Raw genomic sequence first — 20375 nt, 5'->3', positions numbered from 1 at the left:
AATTACATTGAGATGTTTTATAACCCAAGGCGCCGGCACGGCACGAGTGGTGACCTGTCACCGGTCGAGTACGAAAAGCGTCATTACCAGAGTCTGGCGAGTGTCTAGAATACTGGGGGCGATTCACCAAGGCTATGACAGGTTGAGCCGCGATCCGGTGGACACCTCTCAGTGAAATAAAACCGCCTTTTGTCTAGATTTGCGACCATTCCGCCTAACGGAGCGAAACCAATGCCCCTCTGCGGCAGCCATTCCGGTAGAAAAACGCTTAGGCCAACTCAATGGGTATTTGCTGGTTCATAAATCCAGTTTCATGTCCTGGGCAGCACTGATTTAAACAAAAAAACAAATTCACCAGTACACTGACGAGTGACCCCCAAAAGGGCCACTCGTCAGTCTCTATCCTGCTACCGAGTGCTGAGACTCCAAATTTTTCCTGAATTTAGAGGCTACTACCGAACTGTCGGTAGAACGCTCGACTGGAGCTGCCGGATAAAACTCCTCCACAACTTCAGTCATCTCGTCCTCATCATACTCAAACAACGCATTCCCAAACCCCTTGGCAGCCGCCGCATCCAGCGCGGCTTGGTCAATGCCCTCCTCTGCCACCTTGTTGGCTGTTTCTTTTGCCTCCGCTACCGCTTCCTGCAATGACACCCCTTCCTTGATCACCAAATCCACATAGAAAATGGGCGTCCGTCGGCTCTGCGTCGTGCTTTTGCCCCGTAGCTTCAGTTCCAGCGGCATGTAGGCCAGCAAACCGCCAGACACCGCCTGGTAATAGCTCAGTCGGGCCGCAAGTGTCCGGATGCTGTTGTAACCCGTCGTGCGGAAGATGAAGGTGCCGAGATCATTGTCGTCACCGATCTTCACGTTCAGACGGCCGTAGGGCTTGCACAGGCCACCTTTGCCGAACTCGCACAGCGTTGGCCCAGGGCACGGTAATGACTGGACACCGGATTGCGTCAGGCGCTTGCAGGCATCGCCGTTCCCGACACACATGGGCCGACCACTTTTGCGGTCGAACATGGTGTATTCAGCGCGCAGGTTGAGGTCTGCCTCGTTGAACAGCATGCGTACCGGAATGGTTCGCAGCTTGTTGTTGGGTGCGTCCTTTCTCAGCTCCTCATCCAGCGGGTGCAGTACCCAGCCATCCTTTTCCTGGATCTGGGAGGTGATGGTGAATTGATTGTCTTTCTGTGGCAGCCGAATGCCGTTCTTCTCAACGACTCGACCAATACTGATGCGCCCCAACACGGGAGGCGTGATGGCTAACCCTTTAATCATGATGATTCTCCTGAAAAAAGGCCACGGGGCACTCGTTACACCCGCGTGGCCAAGGGGACATTAGGCATGGATCAGAAACCGGCGACTGCCCGGCTTGGTGAGGGGATACTGCTCCAGCAATTCCGGCTGGTCTTTCAGTAGTTGTTTGGCGTTGAGCCCCACGGAATCCCTGCTCCGTTTCCAGCTCACGCTGCCACCCGGGAACGTGGCCTTGGAGGCCTCGCCCATGTGGCTTTGAATGCGCTGCTTCAGGTGAGATTCCGTGGACTTGAGAGTTTCCATTTCAGATCGAATCGCCAGCAGTTCGCTGAAGGCATCGGACAGTTCCTTGCTCTCGCTGAAATCCAGGGTCTCGCCCTGGTCCTCGGGGTAGAGGTGGCGCAGCGCACGTTCTGCCGACGCCGTGCCATCCACCGGGGGTGGCGTATCCGCTTCCACGTAATCCCAGAACTGGCGTTCCAGTGTGATCAACGCTTCGATTAGCTCTTCGTTTCGCTCGATTCGGAAGATCTTGAGTGACTGGCCACACAGCAACACACAGACATCCGCAGCCTGCTTGCCAGTGACGGCCAGTTGGTGCTGTACCTGGCACTGGATGTAGTCCGGCACACCATCCTTCCAGAGGCGTGCCCCGAACTCTCCAGCGGTCTTGCATTCCAGAACTTGCACTTCATCGTCGGCCACTACTGAATAATCCAGGTTGGCCAACATCCAGTGCTTGTCCGGATCAGGATGCTGCAGCACCGCATTCACTCGCCGGACCTTACGGCCGGTCTGTCGGCTGTACTGTTCAGCCACAATAGGTTCCAGAATATGCCCCCAGTAGACCGGTGATTCCGGATCATCCGAGTCCGGCTTTGGCATACCGGCATCTCTGCCGGTTTTGACCATCCAGAGCTCCAACTGAGACTGGTATGGGTTCATGCCCACCGCTGCCGCAGCATCACTGCTGCCGATGCCTTGTTTACGGACCTTCAGCCATTCGTCACGGCTTAGGCCTTTGGTTGAAACCAGCCGCAGTGCTGGCCGTTGCTTGGGAAGTGCGTTTGCGCTCATGCCCATGGTGTTTTCCTTCAGACAGAAAAAAAGCCCACCAGAGCACGAGGCTCCGGTGGGCTTTATGGCGGTTTTAGGGTTTTGAGATAGAAGTCAGGCCACAAGTGACATGGCCTGCTCGAGTGCGCGGTTTTTGATGGAAGCGCCATTACCGAACCAGGCGGAATCCAGCCGATGGTCAACGGTTTTGGCGCGGCGTTGATGGTCAATGAACTCGGTAACTGCGTTCAGCAATCCATAGGCAGTGCCGTCCGACGATGCCAATGTGGCGCCCATGCCCTCCCCTTCATACAAGGACAGGGCCTTGGCCATGGACCGTTCGTTGGTTTTGCCAACACCGGTACCAGAATCGTCGGTGAACACCTTCAGGAAGTAATTCCTGGCCTCAGTGGTTTTCACCTTCCGCTCGCTCAGGGTTTTCAGGCGGTACATGAAATCGTCCCAGGCGGAAACGGAAATACCGAGCTGCTTCTTCACCAGGTCCGCATCGAACGCCGTGTTGTGCTTCACCTTCACGGCATTGGCTGTGGAATCCTTCAAGGCCACAGCCAGGGTGTTGTTACACACCACCCGAATACTGGTGAATTGAGCCGTCGTGGCCATGGTGCCATCACAGGCCGTGGCCAACAGTATGTAAGCGTTGGTTTGATCATTGCCCTTCAGCACACCGGATTGGCCGGTGCGGGCCAGCGCCCACATTTTCCGGCCCCCTTTCAGCACGCCCGCTGTTTCCAGTTCAAAGCCGGAAACCTCCGTGAGATCCCGGTAGAACTCCAGGATCTCTTCGGGCTGAACCACCTTGAAGCGGTTACCGACGACCGACAGCGGCGCTTTCGTATCCGAGCGATACAGCACTTTGGAGTCCGGGTAGGACAGAATCTCACCCAGCGGGCTTCCGGCATTAGTCACGTAGCGAACGGGGCTTTCCTGGATCTGCCAGTCGAGGCCAGCCTGCCTAGCCCAAACTTCTAGTGGTTGGTTGGAGGTGAGTTCATTCCCCAGACCATGCCAAGGGGTTTGGCCAACGTAGGCCATTTGCTCGATCAGATGAGCCATGGGGTTACTCCTTAGGGAATTTTGAGGTGGGGTTATCGGTGGTCTCGTCTTCCGGGTCAGGTTCGATGCTGAACGAATGACCACACTCCAGGCAGCGGTAATTATCAAGCACGACTTCATCGAGCACATCGCCCAGGATGATGCCAGCGGAGACACCGGTGACACCGCCCAGCAAACCGCCGATCACCGCACCACCGATACCACTCACCGGGCCAGCCATCGCTCCAACGACAGCACCTGTTCGAGCACCTACAATTGCGGAGGCGTAGCCGCCATACACGCCAGCGGCAGCACCGACCACGCCAGCCGCCTTTTTTCCGTAGTTGTTCCTGCCAATCCGGGTGGACAGGCATCTGGGGCATTGTTCGGACATTGGAATTACCTCTGTGAATTGGGAGGGAAGGCACCGTTGGTGCCTTGGTTCACAGAGGTGATATAGGTTTGAGATTAGTTCGAATAACGATGCCTGGCAGGGCCGCACCGAGGCGGATGAACTGATGATCCTGAACCTGGGACACCACTCCAGACCGCGCCCATTGTATTGCCCTGGTGGCCACATTGGTCGCAAAGCGAACCTTCAGGAAGGTTCATGAGTTTTGGTCCAAGTGGTTTGGTCGAGTCTTCGGGCATTTTGAAGGGAACTTTCTGGTGCTATCCAAAATGCCCGAAGACTTGACCATTGAATTACCTCTTTAATTTAACGCATTGATAGTACGCACCGGTATCAGGGCTTCGTACCCGGCCGAGGCACCATATAGATCACGGATCACCCCAGCTCGACGGAGTTTGGCCCCAGTAAGCTGTCTTGCGCTATTTATCGCGTCCTCCAGTCTGCCAGTGCCACTGGCCAGCTCGTTCAGACTGGCTTCCCAGTGCGCGCGCTGGTTTGGCAAGTGTCGCTCGTTGAGGATGTTCAGTCGACCATGGCCGGCCTCAACGCTTGCCCTCAGTTTAGCTATCGAGGCCCGCCATTCCCGCTGGGCCTGAGTGGCCAGCCATCGTTTTTGTGATGCTTCGGCAGTCGCCTTTCGAACGGCGCTGTGCTGGCGCTGCCCACTAAATGGGATCCGAACGCCAATGCCGACGACCCAACGTTTTCTCTCGTCAGCCCACAGGCTGTTATAGCCGGCATTAGCTGTGAACGTAGGTCGACGATCGACTTCGGCAACATCCAGCCGCGCGCGCCTCGGCTTCCCTCGCCTCGGCTGCACGAATCAGCGGATGATCTGGTTCCAACTGTCCATCGGCGAACAGAAGCGTTTCAGATGGCGCCATCAGTTGCAAACTGGCCCCCGTCGGACGACGCCCAAGCAGAGGAATCAGGTCGCTGGCTAGCCCGGCCTTTTCCGCTTGCAGCTCTACTAGTCTGGCATCTAGGAGTCTGCGCGGCAGAAACGTTTTGAGCCCTCGTTTCCGCCAGACCGGATCATTGTCTGGCCGGAAGGAGTGTTCGCGATATCGGATCGGCTCCATCATCGCTTTCGATCCAGCCAGTTAACCGGTTAAAAGGGGCATCGCAGGGCCCCAGCTGTACCTACCGTGAGCCAAAGGCTGCCTCAGCGACTTATGCCAGCCTCATCAGTGAACTCATGCGCCTGAGATTGAGCGACAGACAGACAAGATCCCATTCACCCTGCACCGCCTGAAGGCCCCGCAAGCCGAACTGCCGGAAGCCCAGGACATTCTTGATCCAGCCATTCACCGCCTCAACCATGTGCTTGCGCTGAGCGTAGACTGCTCGCCCCTCCGCCGTGGTAAGCTTCTCCTCCATGCGGGCCGTCGCCGGGTACCGGCTCGCGTTTATATCTCCGGTTTTTTTGCCTTCCCGGCGCAGCGAGACGTAGCCATCTATGCCTTTTGTCTCCAATGCCTGCAAGTCTTCCTCTTTGCGATAACCCGCATCAGCCAGACATTGGCCCGGGTAACTTCCCAGAGTTTCTTTTACCTCGCCCAGCAGCGGCACCAGACAGCCGTTATCACTGGGGTTGTTACCCTGGCGGTTGCCCACGATGATCTGGAACTCGCCATCCACGGCCAGTTGGCCGTTATAGCATTGCTGGAACCCATCATTCGTTTTCATGATCCGGCTTTGGGGGTCGGTAAAGTTACTCTGAGCCTTGTCCTCCGGAACTCCATAATCTCTCTTGAAGTTCCGGCCACCCTTGGGTGAGCGGCGATCATCGTCTGGATGCCGGCCTTTGGCCTCATCTTGCGTTTTTTGATCCGCTTCCAGTTTCTCCTTCGCTGCCCGGATCTTGTCCAGCCGCCCCTGACGGTGCTGAAGCTCTTCGGGTAACTCGTCGCCCCGCTGATCCGGGCCAAACTGTTGGTCTTCCGATTCATCCACACGGCGAGCCTGGCCACAAAGCTCATCAACCTCTTTTGACAGACGGGCTTCTTCCTCCCGCATGCGGTCATAGCTCATGGCCTTGTGCTTACTGGCGTTGGCCCGGACCTTGGTGCCATCAATCGCCAGCGTACCGAGAGTAACCAATTCCGCTTCCTGGGCGATCCGGACCACCTGAATAAATACGGCCTTGAACGCAGCCAGGTGTTGCTTGCGAAAATCGCAGATAGTGCGGTGTCTGGGGAAATTGCCAGCCGCCAGGACCCGAAGGGCGACATCTTCTTCCAACTTCCGGGCGATCTTTCGTGATGAAAACACGCCGGTCGCGTACGCATAGATCAACACCTTCAACATCATCCGCGGATCGAAAGGCGAGTTGCGCCGACCGCTCCCTTCATACCGGGCGTAGAAGGCACTCAGATCCAGTTCCTCGACCACGTCACTGATGAAATAGGCCAGATGCCCTTCGGGCAGCCACTCGTTCAGGCTCGGGGGAAGAAGCAGTTCCTGATCAGGTGAATAGGGGCGGAAGGTGGTTCCCATCGGATTCTCCGGTGCTGAAGAATTTTTACGTATTATGCCAGAAGGTGGCTCCTGCCGCGCAGACTCCTAGCATAGGCCGGTAACAAACTGTCGAAACCGGCAAGAAGTCCCATTGTGGCAGCTCCTTGTATAAGGCGGCGCCTGGACACACCTGCATAGAAATGTCTATCGCTCATAGGTTGCTCCTAAAACCATGTATATACAGCTTCTCGCGTTCGTGGCTCGATTGTTGACGCTACCCGGTGCAACTGAAATCAAACTGAAAAGTCGACCGGTAACCCCCCATTTTTAACGGGTTGCTGTTTTTCTGGGGAGTTGCCGTTACTGGTACAATCCATGGCAGACTGGCGAAACTTTCCCACCTCGAAAAACGGCGCTTACAAATGAAAATTCTGATTGTTGAAGACAATGCTGTACTTGCCAAAAAAATATCGGACTGGCTTGCGCAGGCGCACTACACAGTAGATATCGCCAAAACCGGCAAAGAAGCGGACTCGTTGATTGAAACAAGCTCCTACCAGGCCGTTATTCTCGATATCGGACTGCCCGATGAAAATGGACTTTCTTTAATGCAAAGATGGAGAAAAAACGGGAAAAAAGAGGCCATCCTTATTCTGACCGCACGCTCCAACTGGACTGAGAGAGTAGAAGGGTTGAACGCGGGTGCCGACGATTACCTTCCCAAACCGTTTGAGTTTGATGAACTGAAAGCCCGGCTCAGTGCGATTATCCGCAGAAAGGACGGCAGAACGACAGACCAGATCAGCGTCGACGGATTTCATCTCAACGCCACCTACCGAACGCTTACCACGCCCGACCAGAAAGAGTTCAGACTGACAGCTACGGAATTCCGCCTTTTACAGTGTTTCCTCCGTTCACCGGACCGAGTGTTTTCCCAGGACGAACTGGTTGAATCCCTCTACAACATAGAAAGATGCCCCACCAGAAATGTCGTTCAGGTTTACATAACCCGGCTTAGAAAAATAATAGGGGTCAATAAAATAAAAACATTGCGTGGCCAGGGCTACTACTTCGAAAAAGATCCTAACCGCTGAACGCCCGAGTGAACCAACCAGGTTAAAATATGTCTGCTCCGAAAAGTATCCGCAGAACAGCCATTCAGTATGGTGCTGTTTTCAGCCTCGTATATTTTACTCTGATATTCTTTTCACACACCTACGTGATAAAGCAACTATCGGACGAGTCCAGGAAGCAACACCTGAACAAAGAGCTGGGAAACTTTCAGGCAATCATTGAGGCTGAATCCCCCACAACCGACGACCTCAGCAACATGATCAATCAGTTTGAAATGCTTCTGGGGCATGCCATCGTCATCGAAACGGCTAGCGGAAGCGTCCTGGCGAGCCCGAACTTTGACCAGAGCCAACTGCAGGGCGCTGCAGAGAAGCCCGAGGGTTTCATCCACATAGCGCAGGGTGCGAACACGCTTTTCGGGCTCAAACGCATTTTCTCCGCCAGTGAAAAACTGGCCTCAATCAGCGTTCTTGAAACCGAGGGGGCGCTCTCTGAACGACCGCTGAAGGCTCACCTGACATTGCTCGGCGCCTCGGCCGTTCTTCTCGCGATACTGCTGGCCCTGATTGGAACCACTACACATCTGACGTTAAAGCCCATCAGTAAGATAAAAGAGGACCTGAGACGGCTCCAATCCGGGAAACAAAGTCGCCTGAACCCTCACGTACCGGAAGAGTTTCGTCCGCTGATCCGCCAGCTCAATGATTTGCTTGAGCTGTCAAACCGTCGTCTGGACCGCCACCGCCGCCTGAACTCCGACCTCTCTCACCTGGTCAAAACCTCCATTTCTGCCAATCTTGCCATTCTGTCGGATATCGATGCCTTGCCTCCGTCCCGGGGGGATATTGTATTCATGGCCTCTAACTTGCGGGAGCTTGACAAATCCCTGAACTACAGGATGAGCAAGGCAGACATATCAGGCAGACAGATGGGACGAACGTGCATGCCGGTTGAAATCACGGCAAGTGTCATCACCGTCATGGAAAAAATATTCCCTGATACGGTTTTCCGCCTCCACACCACCTTACCCGAAAACTTCAATTGGCCTATGGAGCGGCAGGATCTTTCAGAGCTGCTTGGCAATTTACTCGAAAATGGTGGGAAGTGGTGCCAGACAACCGTCGACGTTACAATCGTCCGCACGTCATCAGGACTCTCCATAGAAGTAACGGACGATGGCCCCGGAATTTCTCCCGAGGCGGCAGCCACTGTCATGGACAGGGGCACCAGGCTGGATGAAACGGTCGCCGGATTTGGACTCGGATTGTCCATCGTGTCCGAGATTGTCGAAGACAACCTCGGACACCTGGAAATCGGATCCTCGAAAAACGGAGGAGCCAGGATTCTGATTTTACTGCCATTTCCGGACTAGATCACTGCCAAAAGGCCAGCCATCTTGAAAATCCGGCCTTCAAAGACTCAGTTTTAGCAGTAATCAGCTGCGTCATTAATCATTCTTCGAGTTTAATTCAGAATCAACGGGGTCATTCTGGCTGTCTGTTGGCGGAAGATCGATCGAGAATAGCTGGTACCGTTCGTTCTCCCCCAACTTCTGAGCGTCAGTGGCCCGCGGACCAAGAACCTCATCGACCGCATGGTTTGGAATTACTGCAAAGACCCTGGCGTACCCGTCAGCTTCCAGCAGACTGTTGAATTCTGTGGAGATGATTTCCACAGCGTCGCCCAACGAATAAAAACGTGCCGAAAATGGCATCTCACCAATGTAGAAGATCGGACTGTCCCCCGCTTGATGGATGCTCTCATACCGGCTTATCAATTGTTTCTCGGTTTTTAGTGGAATGACTCCGCTCACACTGATGAACACAACAAGGGTAATGAGAACGGGCACAAGCAATACAGCCCCCGACCTGACTCTGGACCAGGCACCTAGATCGAGCTTCGACACCCATCCGGCAATCAGAATGGCCGAGAACGGAAGAGAAGGAAGTATGTACGTCCAAAGCGTGTTGCCTGCCAGGGTGAAGAACAGCATTGGCGTTATCGCACAAAACAACAGATACAGCGTTGAGGCGTCTTGAACAGCACCAGTGAATATATCCTTTGTTTTGCCTCGCGCCGCCGCAAGGCCAAAGCCAACCAAGCCAATGATACCCCAGGGGAATGAAGCCCAAAGCCAGAATATCCAGATCATGCCCTTGGGCCGGTCATGGGCACTACCGTACAAATCGCCGGCCCACCCGGGGTCCAGAAACCGGCTAAAGTGTTCGCCAATGATGAAATAGTTGAGGAACCCTGGCGTTTTCAATTCAGCGAGCACGTACCATGGCACGGCAATCGCCAGTGTCAGAAGTGAGCCAAGAAGCCAGGGTAATTTTTTCAACGGCTGTAACCGCTGCCTGAAAATAGCAGCCCATAGCACCAGGGGGATAACGGTCAGTACAACAGCCAACGGTCCCTTTGACAACAAACCGATGGCCAGGCCCATGAAAAACCACCAGCGCCAATAGTCAGAGCGCCCTGAAAGCACAAACCACACGCTCACCAAGGAGAGGGTCGTTCCAAATACCAGGAACGTATCCGTCATGACTGCGCCGGCACTGATATAGGTGAGTACCATCGTGGAAAGCACAAGAGTAGACCATCGAGCGACCGCAGCACCGCGCGCATGATTTGCAAGGCACCACGTCAGCCATACGATTCCAATCGTGGCGAACCATGCCGGTAGCCGCAGAGAAAATTCAGACAGTCCAAATATTTTTATAGAGGCAGCCTGAGCCCAGAACGACAGTGGAGGTTTCCCCCAGAACGGAACGCCGGGTTCAAACCAGGGCGTTATCCAGTCCCCGGTTTCAGCCATTAAACGAGCGATTTCAGCGTATCGGGGCTCCGTTGTATCCACGAAAGGAAACAGCGTCATTCCGATAAAGCGACTGAACAATACGGCAGCCAGTACCCAGAACCAGGGCTCAAATCGCTTTAGCATTCTTGACGCCTCTGAAGTTGCTGATTTGGTCTCGGCTTGATACCTCTTTGTTCTCGACCACTTCTTCGGTCAGATACAGTGGTCGCTGTTTCGATTCGATGTAGGTTTTGCCCACATACTCACCAACGATACCAACGCTCACCAGTTGTATGCCGCCCAGAAAACTGATGAGGGCGATTAACGATGGGTAGCCGTCAGTCGGATCGCCGAGCATTATTGCCTTCGCTACAATCCAGACACCGAACAATCCACCAACGGAGGCGGCCAGCAAGCCGACAAGCGTTGCCCATCTGAGAGGTGACACTGAGAAGGAAGTCAGGCCTTCAAGGGCCAGGCCGACCAGGCCCGGGTAGTCCCACTTACTCTCGCCAGCCACTCTCAATGCCCGGTCGTATTCGATGATCGTCGTTGGCATACCAACCCAGGCAAAGAGTCCCTTCATGTAGCGGTTGCGCTCTCCTAACCGGAGAAGGGCATCAACTGCCCGCCTGCTCATCAATCGGAAATCACCCGTGTCGACCGGGATTTCAGTGCGACTGGTCTTATTCAGCAAGCGATAGAAAAGGTGCGCACTCCAGCGCTTGAGAAAACTCTCGCCTACACGTGATCGACGTTGCATCAGAACGACATCAAAGCCGGACTTCCAACTCCTGACCATCTCGGGAATGTATTCAGGTGGATCCTGAAGGTCCGCATCCAGAACGATCACCGCATCCCCCTTGGCATGCTCCAGCCCTGCTGTTACCGCTGCCTCTTTGCCAAAGTTGCGGCTTAGCTTGACGAGACGGATGCTCGATTTCCTTTTAATGAAAGTCCTAACAAATTCGGCACTGCCATCCTCGCTACCATCGTCCACAACCACGATCTCCGAGCGAATATCGAGGCTCGCAAGGATCGGCAATACATGCTCAAAGAATAGGGGAAGCATCGAACGCTCATTGAACACCGGAACCACCAGGGAAAGCAGCTCTGATTCATTCGGCGCACGGGAAGTCTCAAGAGGTTTGTTCATGAAACACCAGCCTTTGGTAGACAACATAGTTAAATACAGCGACAGCCGCAGTGGTTAGAAGCTGAGCAGGCACAACAGAGATTTCAAACAGTTGATGCAGGACTAAAAAGATCAGAACGTTCAGGAGAGCTGCGAGTGAACAGGAAAAGGCATATCGCCAGATGGCCTGGATGTGTGGGCGTGCGTTTGGAAAGGCCAAAGTTCGCTGCAACCAGTAGTTGGTAACCGCTCCTACAACGCTTCCAGAAAAGGTGGCTGCTACGGGGGCCATGCCAAGCAGAACCAGGCCGGACATGGCCGCCCAATGGAAAAGGGTTGCCATTCCTCCGGCGGCAATAAATCCACTTATTCTTTTAAAGGGAACCTTCTTCATCCTGGCCGACACACCCGTGGCTAACCATCGTGCCCGATGTTTCAACAACAATTCCGGAAATGGTGAACATTGACTCTTCAGAAACATCGGGCACCAGAATCACAGTCACAGCCTTCTTTCTAGGAGCAAAGTTCAACAGCAAGACCCTCGTCTCCGTTAAAACGGGCGGAATTACACTTCCATGCATGTAACCGCAACTATGCATTTCCGCCTCACATCTACCGCTGAATATCACCCACCTTGGCTCTCGAAAAGCGACCGAACAGAACCGGCAAAACAAACAGCGTCAGGAAAGTTGCGGTGATAAGGCCGCCAACAATCACGCTGGCCAGTGGCTTCTGGATTTCAGCACCCACGCCCGTCGACAACAGCATCGGTATCAAACCGAGCGCCGAGGTTATTGCTGTCATCAAGACAGGACGTAAACGGGAGACGGCACCTTCAAACACCGCGGTATCCACGTTCAACCCATCCTGTATTCGCTGATTGATGCTTTCGACCATAACGACCCCGTTAAGCACCGCCACACCAAACAGTGTGATAAATCCAACGGAACTGGGCACTGAAAGATACTGGCCGGAGACCCAGAGCGAAAAGACACCACCAATTACGGCAAGCGGCACGTTGACCAGAATCAACAGCGCTTGACCAACCGAACTGAAAGCGAAGTAGAGCAACAGCGCAATCAGCCCCAGAGATACAGGTACCACAATGGTCAATCGTTTCTGAGCTCGCTGCTGGTTTTCGAACTGACCACCAATATCCACCGAATAGCCGGGGGGAAGGTTCACTTCTGACGCGATAACATCCTGAATATCGGCAACCACACTGCCCATATCACGACCCTGCACATTGGACTGAATGACCACACGGCGCTGAACGTCGTCGCGGCGCACCTGGGGCGGGCCGGACTCAATAGACACATCGGCCACATCGCCGAGTCTCACCCAGGCTCCGGACGGTGCCTGTAACCTGAGATCAGCAATGGCATCCCGGTCTTCGCGGAAACGTTTGGCCAGGCGCACATAGATATCGTACCGCTCATTTCCGTTGATGATCTGGCCCGCGGCGGCACCACCCAGTCCGTCCCGGACGACACTCATCACATCCGACACGGCGAGTCCGTACCGGGAGAGTGCCTGACGGTCTGGCTGAACCACCAACTGCGCTTCACCGGCAATCTGCTCCATGGCCACGTCCCGGGTTCCCTGAACTGTTCGGACCGCCGCTTCGATCTGCTGGCCTTTCTCCGCCAGCACCTTGAGATCCGGGCCAAAGAGTTTGATGGCCAACTGCGCGCGGACACCTGACAACAGTTCATCAACCCGGGTCCCGATAGGCTGAGAAAAGTTAAACAGTAGCCCCGGGTGCTGTTCGAGCTTCTCCTCAAACAGGGCCTGCAATGCATAGCGGTTACTGGCGCTGGTCCACTCGGCTGTTGGCTTAAGGCCGATATAGATCTCGATGTTGTTCACAGGCTCCGGATCGCCGCCTATTTCCGCCCGCCCCGCCCGGGACAGCGCGTAGGTCACTTCTGGAAATTCCATCAGCATGGCTTCCAGTTTTGGCGCCACTTCAAGCGCCGTATCAAGGCTTGATGAAGGGGCCAGGGTCACCCGGAGGTTAATCGTTCCCTCTTCCAGTTCAGGCACGAACTCCGTGCCGAGTCGTGGCACAACCAGCGCCGCCAGCACAACAAGAACAGCCGCCGCGCCAACAACCACGCGGCTATGCTTCAGTGACCAGGCAAGCCCCATGCGATAGAGCTTTTCCAGGGGTTTTAGAATGAAGCTTTCCCGCTCCCGGATACCCTTACGGAACATGTATGACGCCAGCGCGGGTACAACCACCAGAGCGACGATCACCGCCGACACGATAGCCAGCATGATGCTGATTGCCATTGGCTGGAACAGCTTGGCTTCCACACCTTCAAAGCTGAACAGAGGCATGAAAACGACCAGGATAATCGCCGTCGCGAAAAAAATCGGCCGCGCCACTTCCCGGCCGGCTTCCTGGAGACGAAGGGCAATGCCATGATCATCGTGTGACGCGTCCAATGGATCGGGGTCATCTCCAGCCAACTCATCCCGATGGGCGTCATGCTCAGCATCAGGATGGGTCAGATGCTTGAACATGTTCTCAACCATAACAACAGAGCCATCCACCAGCATGCCGATTGCCACAGCAATACCGCCCAGAGACATCAGGTTGGCCGAGAGACCGAACCAGGCCATGATCATCAGGGCAATCCCGATGGAAATCGGTATTGAAAGCAGCACCAGCGTTGTTGCCCGCAGATTCATCAGGAACAGGGCAAGCACGATCGCAATAAACACAAAAGCCAACAGAAGCGCATTGGTCACCGTCTCTACGGCCTTGGTCACCAGATCCGCCTGGTTGTAATAGGGCTCAAAACGAACCCCACTCGGAAGCGCCTGATTTATGCGATCAATGCGGGCCTCGATGCCGTCGATGGTGGCTTTTGTGTTGGCCCCCATTCGTTTGAGTACAATGCCAGAAACCACTTCACCCAGTTGTTCAACCTGACCGGCTTCATCCTTCCGGGTCATGGTTACCGCACCCTGGCGAATTTCAGTGCCCAGCGCTACCTCGGCGACATCGTTCACTGTCACTGTAATGCCATCACTGGTTTTAACGGGCACCTGACGGATCTGCTCGAGCCCCTGCTCGCCATTACCCAGCCAGCCCATACCGCGAATAACCAACTGCTCCTGCCCGCGGCCCATATACCAGCCCCCAACATTGGAGTTGTTGTTCTCCAGGGCTTCCATGACATCGTTCTGTGATAAGTCATAGGACAGCATTCGCGCCGGGTTCAGGTTAACCTGGTACTGGCGGACCTCTCCGCCAAACGACAGGATTTCCGTAACCCCTTCAGCCGGTATCAGCAACAGTTTGACCAGCCAGTCGTGCAAGCTGCGCAATTCCATTGCGTCGTACCCCGAATCCGGGTCCGCTATCAGCAAGTACTGGTAGACCTGGCCAAGACCGGACGTATTCGGCCCCATTTCAGGCACCCCGACCCCGTCCGGAATCAGCTCCCGCGCGGCCTGCAACCGCTCGAAAACCAGTTGGCGCGCGAAATAGATATCCGTGCCCTCTTTAAAGACCACGGTGACACCAGACAACCCGGTTTTGGAGATGGACCGAACCTCCTCAACATCCGGCAACGCATACATCACCGCTTCAATGGGATAGGTGATCAGCTGCTCGACTTCCTCAGCCGCAAGTCCGGGCGCCTCTGTATTAACAGCGACCTGGACGTTTGTAACGTCGGGGAAAGCATCAAGATTCAGTTTTGGTATCTGAAACGCGGCCGTGGCGATAAGCACTGCAAGCGCAATAAGAACCAACAGGCGGTTCTGAACCGCCCAGTCGACAACTCGGTTGAACATAATGGCTCCCGGAATCAGTGGTTGTGCGGATCAAAGCCGCCTTTGGCAATCTCAGAGGCCACAAAAAATGCGCCCCGCAAAACGACTCGTTGGCCCGCAGCCAGGCCGGAAACCTCACGGAGCCCGCCAATTGAGCGGCCCAGTTCCACTTCCACGGGTTCATACTCGCCTTCGGCCTCTTCCACATAGACCGTCCAGTCGCCGTCCGCGCCACGCATCAATGCAGTCTCCGGCACGGCAAGCACCGGCTCGCTGGTCTTAAAACGAAAATACACATCTGCGAACATTCCTGGATGAAAACGATCTTCAGGATTGTCCAGCTCCAGCCTGACAATCCGCGTGCGGGTCACAGGATCAATGGTGTGGGCTTCCTGGGACACCGTTGCCACGCCCACACGACCCGCTGCCCTGACTTCGGCTTCCGCGCCCTTCTCTAGAACAATGTCGGAGCTTGCTGGCAGATGGGCTTCTACCCAAAGCTCACTCTCATCAGCAAGAGTCACCAGCGGCTGGCCAGCCTCAACTCTTTGTCCTTGCTCAAACTCATCGGTCAGTACTGCACCATCCACGCGAGCCCTGAGCATGTATTCACCGAGACTATCCACCCCGCTGGCCTTCAACGCACCAATGTCATCATCGTTCAGCCCGTAAGCAAGCAGAGTCGCCCTTGCTGCTTCAATGTTGGCTTTCGCTGTATTGAACCGCTGATCGCCAACCACGGAACGACCCAGCCCGCTGATTCGCTTCCATTCAGGAAAAGCTTTCCTGTAATCCGCCTGCGCCTGTGCCACCGTCTCACTGAACAGGGTTACCAGCGGCTGGCCCTTGGTTACGTGCTCACCCAGTTCCACGTGACGCCGCAGCACCACTGAGGCAACCCGGGGGGACACGTGATAGCTGGTATAGCCGTTGGTCAGCAGCTCACCGGGCGCGTAAATTTCATAGTCAACGCGCTTGCTTTCGAGGGTTGCTACTTCAATGCCGGCCAGATCTTTCTGTTTGGCATTGATGCTTGCGGTGGCCGCTTCTTCATGGCCACCGTTCTCGTCTTCGTGGCCGTGCCCCCCTTCCTCTTCATGATCACCTTCCTCCTCATGCTCACCTTCTTCACCATGATCTTCCTTATGCTCGCCCTCCTCACCGGTGACTTCCTGATGATCGTCGCCACTGGCAGCATGATCATGACCGGCTTCCTGATGAGCATCTTCCTCTGCCTGTACAAAAGAAAGTGGGGCTGTAAGCAACGTCAATGCGAATACTGAAATCAGAGCTTTTTTCATAATGAATATCCAGTTTCCAGACTATTGTTGGAAGGGGGTGATCAGTTCGCCAGACTGACTCAAGAGCTCAATCAGACCCAGCTGCGCCTGCTTTTCCAGTTCAATACCGGTTTTCAGGCTCTCCGCGCGCTGGCCCAGCGCCTGGAGATACTCAGAGGTGGAGAGGTCGCCGACCTGCCACTGCTTCTCAAGCAAATCAGCACTTCGCTGTACACGCCCCTGGGAGAGTTCTGTCCATCGGCTGAGTTGGGTGTCGTATCGCTTCCAGGCAGCTCGGGCGCCCGCCAGACCATACTGCTGCTTCCGATAAAGTGCCTGAAACCGAGCTTCGGCCTCTAATGATCGTCGGTTGGCAGCCTGGATTTCGGCACCGTAGTTATTACGGACATTCAGAGGGATCGAGAACGTCAGGCCAACCAGGTTCTCACCGCCATCACGCCCTCCGCTCAGCCCGACCGTGGGAGATGCCGCCGCTCTGCGACTGACCACCTCGGCTTCGCTCCGCAGCACCTGCCACCTCGCGCGGGCAGCAGCAATTGACGGATGATCCAGCAAATTGTCGTTATCGACCCTGGAAGCAAGAGCCGGCCAAATGTGCCCGGGGATCCCCCCATCCTGAGGCCGCCAATCCGGCAGAAGCTCTCTGACCCGGGCTTGCGCCTGATCAACCGCAGCCTTTGCCTGGGCGAGTTCACTGAGCTGCTGAGAAAGGCTTAAAAAAAGCAACTCTGCATCGGTACTCCCCAGGTCGCCCGCCTGCTGGCGTTGCTCAACCTGCTCCAGCAAGGCATCCAGACGGTGTTGCTGGGATTCCGCAATTTCTTCGGCACGCGTCGCCGCGCGCCACTCGACAAGCGCAAACAGCGACTCGGACGTTTGTGCCAAAACCGCCTCGTTCAAATCAGCTTCAGCGGAAAGCCTGATCAGCTTTGCCTTGTCCTTTAGCGCACCCTGTTGATCAGACCAATCGATCGTTTGTGATAGCCCTGCCTCAAAGTTGTTTTCACTGCCCGTTCTGTCTGCTCCAACAGACAGCTCCGGGTTATACAGCGGTTGTTCGCTTGCCTCAGCATCCGCATCCCGGGCTGCCGCCTGCTCTGTCGCCGCCATGACATCCGGATGCTTGCTTATCTGGCCAGTGAGCCAATTTGTCCAATTCACAGTCTCCGCTTGACCGAACAGAGGAATAGACAATAGTACTGAACACAGCAACGCCCTGGGCGAGTGCTTGCTTGCCTTCATCGACTTTCTCCCGAAGGGGTTGTTAGCCACAATTCATGGGGGCGAGACGCCCATGACAAGGTAGATAGAGGTGGAGATAGTAACTGAAAAGGTTGAAATGAACTTGAATTTGGAAGGCATTAGCTCAGGGAACTTGAAAGTGCTCCTCAATAAGGGCGGGGAGAAGCGGCATCGCGACTCATGGCCACGATGCCGCCATCCAATCTAGGAAAAGCGCTGGTTTGATGCCGGTTGAAGTGCGCTCTCGTCGGTCGCACCATCGTCGATACGAACAGCCCGAACCAGGCGGGATACAAGCACCTTACCGTCACCCGGGTGCCCTTCCTGGGTTCTGCCCGTTCTGACAATGAGTTCCACAACTTCACCAGCGACATCATCGGTCGCTACGTCTATTTCCAGCTTGACCATCTTCACTTTCTCCAGAGGCGACTCATCGCCGACCAGATGACCAAATTCGCCGAGAGACACGACAGCAATACTTGCCACCCCCTTAACTTTGGCCAGAGCATCAACCACATGCTCTGCCATCACTTCTCTGACATACGCTTTTATTTCATACATAAACCGTCTCCTGACTATCAGACTGAAACGTCACGACGTTCAGATGCAAACCACTGGTACACACTGGGCAACACCACCAGCGTCAGCAGCGTTGAAGTGATCAGACCGCCAACCACAACCGTTGCCAGTGGCCGTTGGACATTAGTTGCGGTAGGAATGCCTCTCACGAGGCACCCCCCGCACAGATCCGTACGTGCGGTATTACCGCATACGGCTCCTGCCTCGGGTGACGACGGCGAAACCGCTCGCTGGGCCAGGGGTGGAGGATACGCGGTAGCGGGAGCCAGGCATCGCGAAAGCGTTTGAAGCGTTCCCACGTCAAGCCCCGTGCTTTCTGGCTTCTGCGCCTCAACGCCTTGAACCAGGCGCGGCTGAGATGGTGCCAGAAAGCTCGAAGCGAGGCCAGATTGTATGGCACCGCGTGATAATTGTAGTACCCCTGGAGCACGGCGCACAGCCAACGAGCGGTCTCTGGAACCGGTCGATGCAGGCGCCGACGCAATTGCCTTTTCACTTGTTGCAGTTTAGCCCGTAAGCGCTTCGCGGCAGTCTGGCGCCGGATGGTGTACTTGCCTCGGCGTGTGCACGAGCAAATATGTGTCATACCCAGGAAGTCAAAGGTCTCCGGCTTGCCTGCGCCGCGCTGCTTACGGTTGATGTTGGCATAGCGGCCAAACTCCAGTAGCCGCGTCTTCTTCGGGTGCAGCGTCAGACCGAACCGATTGAGGCGTTGCGCCACGGCGGTGCGGAAAGCCTCCGCATCGTCGCGGCCTTGGAACCCCATAACGGTATCGTCGGCATAACGTACAATGACCACCCGTCCACGTGCGTGGTGTCTGCGCCACCAATCGGCCCATAGGTCAAACGCGTAGTGAAGGTAAATGTTGGCCAGCAACGGCGAGATGGCTGCGCCTTGAGGTGAGCCCTCGGCGAGATCGAGCCATTGCCCCTCATCGAAGGCGCCTACTCGCAACCATTTCTTGATCAGTCGCAGAATGCGCTTGTCGCCAATCCGGTGGCCAAGAAAGCGCATGAGCCAGTCGTGCTGGATGTGGTCGAAAAACCCCTGGATGTCCATATCCAGAACCCAGTTGACCGGTTGACTGGTCAGGCCGACCCAGAGCGCGTCCAGCGCATCGTGTTGGCTTCGCCCCGGCCGGAAGCCGTAGCTGAAGCCTTTAAAGTCGACCTCGTAAATGGCATTGAGCACCTCCACCAGTGCGCCCTGGACAACCTTGTCCTCCAGGGCAGAGACGCCCAGCAGTCTCTCACTGCCGTCCTCTTTGAGGATGCGTGCTCGTTTGACCGGCTGAGCCCGATAACTGCCCTCTTGTACACTCCGGTGCAGGTCCACGACCCGCTTCTCTGCAATCGGTGCGTAATCTTCCCACCGCACCCCGTCCACGCCTGGACTCGCATTGCGCTTGAGGCGCGCAAAGCTTCCTCTCAGGCACTCCGGCGTTAGGTGGTGCAGCAAGGCAGTAAACTGCAACGTCTTGTCCCTTCTTGCGGCTTCCCGTACACCGATCAGACCGCGCGACACGGCCCCTGGGCTCTGTGTCCCAGTCGTGGGCGCCTGAGCGGTGTTCCCCTTGGCCGAGCCCCTTCGCTCCACGAATTCCTCCGGCTTTTGGCGAGTTTGGTCTTGCTCTCGTTGATTGCCTTCGTTCATCCGCTTCTCCACTACTATGGGCTCGTCCGACTGCCCAACCGCGTTCATGCAGGTCGTTCGGGTCTTTCACCTTCACCTGCCGATCTGATGATGCACTACCCACACCACCAGATACGCGCTGGGCTCTCCCAGGTTCCGTGCATGCTGTATAGAGCTGCGTGCTCAGGGTCTATGACTCCGTGGGGCCCGGCCGGGACTTGCCATTTGCGCCTCGGCCAGTGTTGCCTTCCGTGAACGGGCATACCGTCGGCACCCCAAGGGCGAGAATTTTCGGAGCTCAATACCTGGCCCACAACAACCCCTGTCAACGCTTGCCCACTCCGGTTACCCGTCGCGGCCATGACTCGGGGCCAAGGCGGCTGGCCAGCCTTACCTCGTAGCGCATTTCCAGCGCCACCAACATGCCAGATTAACCTGGCGCATCGCCCGGATTTCTCATGAGGGGATAAAAGAAAGCGGCTGAAAGTGCTATAGTTTCAGGACCTTACACCGTTCACCAAGCACCAACAGCCGCTATCCAAAATGGTACCTGAAAAACTGACCTTCTCGCC

General features: G+C 55.6%; 17 protein-coding genes and 1 pseudogene. 3 read left to right on the top strand and 15 right to left on the bottom strand.

The window, feature by feature from the left end; all coding sequences use genetic code 11:
* Positions 1–108 (top strand): IS3 family transposase (locus H4J77_RS17400; RefSeq protein WP_148079639.1); only part of this gene is annotated, 108 nt, incomplete at its 5' end.
* Positions 109–399: 291 nt separating this feature from the next.
* On the opposite strand, the gene H4J77_RS17395 is transcribed toward H4J77_RS17400, so the two are convergent.
* From H4J77_RS17395 to H4J77_RS17370, 6 genes are all read right to left on the bottom strand, one after another.
* Positions 400–1287, bottom strand: a complete 888-nt coding sequence (locus H4J77_RS17395) for a hydrolase or metal-binding protein (RefSeq protein WP_123891325.1) — start codon at positions 1285–1287, stop codon at positions 400–402.
* Positions 1288–1347: 60 nt separating this feature from the next.
* Positions 1348–2349 carry a YqaJ viral recombinase family protein gene (locus H4J77_RS17390; RefSeq protein WP_123891324.1) on the bottom strand — a complete coding sequence of 334 codons (1002 nt, stop codon included), beginning with the start codon at positions 2347–2349 and terminating at the stop codon, positions 1348–1350.
* A gap of 87 nt (positions 2350–2436) precedes the next feature.
* Positions 2437–3399, bottom strand: a complete 963-nt coding sequence (locus tag H4J77_RS17385; protein WP_123891323.1) for a DUF932 domain-containing protein — start codon at positions 3397–3399, stop codon at positions 2437–2439.
* A gap of 4 nt (positions 3400–3403) precedes the next feature.
* A complete protein-coding gene (locus tag H4J77_RS17380; RefSeq protein WP_123891322.1) occupies positions 3404–3772 on the bottom strand; it encodes a hypothetical protein in 369 nt (122 codons plus the stop codon).
* Positions 3773–4091: 319 nt separating this feature from the next.
* Complete coding sequence (locus H4J77_RS17375; protein WP_008169850.1) at positions 4092–4610, bottom strand: TolC family protein; 519 nt, start codon at positions 4608–4610, stop codon at positions 4092–4094.
* 353 nt (positions 4611–4963) lie between these two features.
* Positions 4964–6289 carry an IS1182 family transposase gene (locus H4J77_RS17370; RefSeq protein WP_053113971.1) on the bottom strand — a complete coding sequence of 442 codons (1326 nt, stop codon included), beginning with the start codon at positions 6287–6289 and terminating at the stop codon, positions 4964–4966.
* Positions 6290–6672: 383 nt separating this feature from the next.
* On the opposite strand from H4J77_RS17370, the gene H4J77_RS17365 reads away from it, so the two are divergent.
* Together H4J77_RS17365 and H4J77_RS17360 are read left to right on the top strand one after the other, a co-directional pair.
* Entirely contained in the window at positions 6673–7344 is a 672-nt protein-coding gene (locus H4J77_RS17365; protein ID WP_123891321.1) for a response regulator transcription factor, read from the top strand.
* Between the two features lie 29 nt (positions 7345–7373).
* Positions 7374–8696 carry an ATP-binding protein gene (locus H4J77_RS17360; protein ID WP_123891320.1) on the top strand — a complete coding sequence of 441 codons (1323 nt, stop codon included), beginning with the start codon at positions 7374–7376 and terminating at the stop codon, positions 8694–8696.
* Positions 8697–8771: 75 nt separating this feature from the next.
* Here H4J77_RS17360 and H4J77_RS17355 read toward each other — a convergent pair whose 3' ends face one another.
* The 9 genes and pseudogenes from H4J77_RS17355 to ltrA form a co-directional block, all read right to left on the bottom strand.
* On the bottom strand, positions 8772–10268 hold the full coding sequence (locus H4J77_RS17355; protein WP_123891319.1) for a glycosyltransferase family 39 protein: 1497 nt from the start codon (positions 10266–10268) through the stop codon (positions 8772–8774).
* On the bottom strand, positions 10252–11280 hold the full coding sequence (locus H4J77_RS17350; protein WP_008169859.1) for a glycosyltransferase family 2 protein: 1029 nt from the start codon (positions 11278–11280) through the stop codon (positions 10252–10254). The genes H4J77_RS17355 and H4J77_RS17350 overlap by 17 nt, the downstream gene beginning before the upstream one ends.
* Positions 11264–11653 (bottom strand): GtrA family protein, encoded by a 390-nt coding sequence (locus tag H4J77_RS17345; protein WP_039881780.1) that lies wholly within the window; start codon positions 11651–11653, stop codon positions 11264–11266. Before H4J77_RS17345 ends, H4J77_RS17350 begins: the two co-directional genes overlap by 17 nt.
* Positions 11654–11871: 218 nt before the next feature.
* Positions 11872–15069 carry an efflux RND transporter permease subunit gene (locus H4J77_RS17340; RefSeq protein ID WP_123891318.1) on the bottom strand — a complete coding sequence of 1066 codons (3198 nt, stop codon included), beginning with the start codon at positions 15067–15069 and terminating at the stop codon, positions 11872–11874.
* Between the two features lie 14 nt (positions 15070–15083).
* On the bottom strand, positions 15084–16349 hold the full coding sequence (locus tag H4J77_RS17335; RefSeq protein ID WP_123891317.1) for an efflux RND transporter periplasmic adaptor subunit: 1266 nt from the start codon (positions 16347–16349) through the stop codon (positions 15084–15086).
* 21 nt (positions 16350–16370) lie between these two features.
* A complete protein-coding gene (locus H4J77_RS17330; protein WP_218565809.1) occupies positions 16371–17510 on the bottom strand; it encodes a TolC family protein in 1140 nt (379 codons plus the stop codon).
* Positions 17511–17795: 285 nt separating this feature from the next.
* Positions 17796–18152: a P-II family nitrogen regulator gene (locus tag H4J77_RS17325; protein WP_035561679.1), complete on the bottom strand. Its 357-nt coding sequence runs from the start codon at positions 18150–18152 to the stop codon at positions 17796–17798.
* Positions 18153–18169: 17 nt separating this feature from the next.
* Positions 18170–18304, bottom strand: a pseudogene (locus tag H4J77_RS20420) (efflux RND transporter permease subunit); the annotation flags it as partial.
* 11 nt (positions 18305–18315) lie between these two features.
* On the bottom strand, positions 18316–19695 hold the full coding sequence (gene ltrA / locus H4J77_RS19805) for a group II intron reverse transcriptase/maturase (protein WP_162097306.1): 1380 nt from the start codon (positions 19693–19695) through the stop codon (positions 18316–18318).
* Positions 19696–20375 lie beyond the last annotated feature (680 nt).

It is taken from the genome of Pseudomonas sp. 5Ae-yellow (assembly GCF_014077575.1).
In the GTDB taxonomy this organism is placed as follows: Bacteria; Pseudomonadota; Gammaproteobacteria; order Pseudomonadales; family Pseudomonadaceae; genus Halopseudomonas; species Halopseudomonas neustonica.
The sequence above is the reverse complement of the archived record's forward strand: the minus strand, read 5'-3'. Positions and strand labels throughout refer to the sequence as shown.

Bases quoted from the DNA above. Each gene is read 5' to 3' on its own strand.
- H4J77_RS17365 (WP_123891321.1), top strand. From the start codon at position 6,673: ATGAAAATTCTGATTGTTGAAGACAATGCTGTACTTGCCAAAAAAATA.
- H4J77_RS17395 (WP_123891325.1), bottom strand. From the start codon at position 1,287: ATGATTAAAGGGTTAGCCATCACGCCTCCCGTGTTGGGGCGCATCAGT.
- H4J77_RS17385 (WP_123891323.1), bottom strand. From the start codon at position 3,399: ATGGCTCATCTGATCGAGCAAATGGCCTACGTTGGCCAAACCCCTTGG.
- H4J77_RS17390 (WP_123891324.1), bottom strand. From the start codon at position 2,349: ATGGGCATGAGCGCAAACGCACTTCCCAAGCAACGGCCAGCACTGCGG.
- H4J77_RS17380 (WP_123891322.1), bottom strand. From the start codon at position 3,772: ATGTCCGAACAATGCCCCAGATGCCTGTCCACCCGGATTGGCAGGAAC.
- H4J77_RS17350 (WP_008169859.1), bottom strand. From the start codon at position 11,280: ATGAACAAACCTCTTGAGACTTCCCGTGCGCCGAATGAATCAGAGCTG.
- H4J77_RS17370 (WP_053113971.1), bottom strand. From the start codon at position 6,289: ATGGGAACCACCTTCCGCCCCTATTCACCTGATCAGGAACTGCTTCTT.
- H4J77_RS17325 (WP_035561679.1), bottom strand. From the start codon at position 18,152: ATGTATGAAATAAAAGCGTATGTCAGAGAAGTGATGGCAGAGCATGTG.
- H4J77_RS17335 (WP_123891317.1), bottom strand. From the start codon at position 16,349: ATGAAAAAAGCTCTGATTTCAGTATTCGCATTGACGTTGCTTACAGCC.
- H4J77_RS17345 (WP_039881780.1), bottom strand. From the start codon at position 11,653: ATGAAGAAGGTTCCCTTTAAAAGAATAAGTGGATTTATTGCCGCCGGA.
- H4J77_RS17340 (WP_123891318.1), bottom strand. From the start codon at position 15,069: ATGTTCAACCGAGTTGTCGACTGGGCGGTTCAGAACCGCCTGTTGGTT.
- H4J77_RS17360 (WP_123891320.1), top strand. From the start codon at position 7,374: ATGTCTGCTCCGAAAAGTATCCGCAGAACAGCCATTCAGTATGGTGCT.
- H4J77_RS17355 (WP_123891319.1), bottom strand. From the start codon at position 10,268: ATGCTAAAGCGATTTGAGCCCTGGTTCTGGGTACTGGCTGCCGTATTG.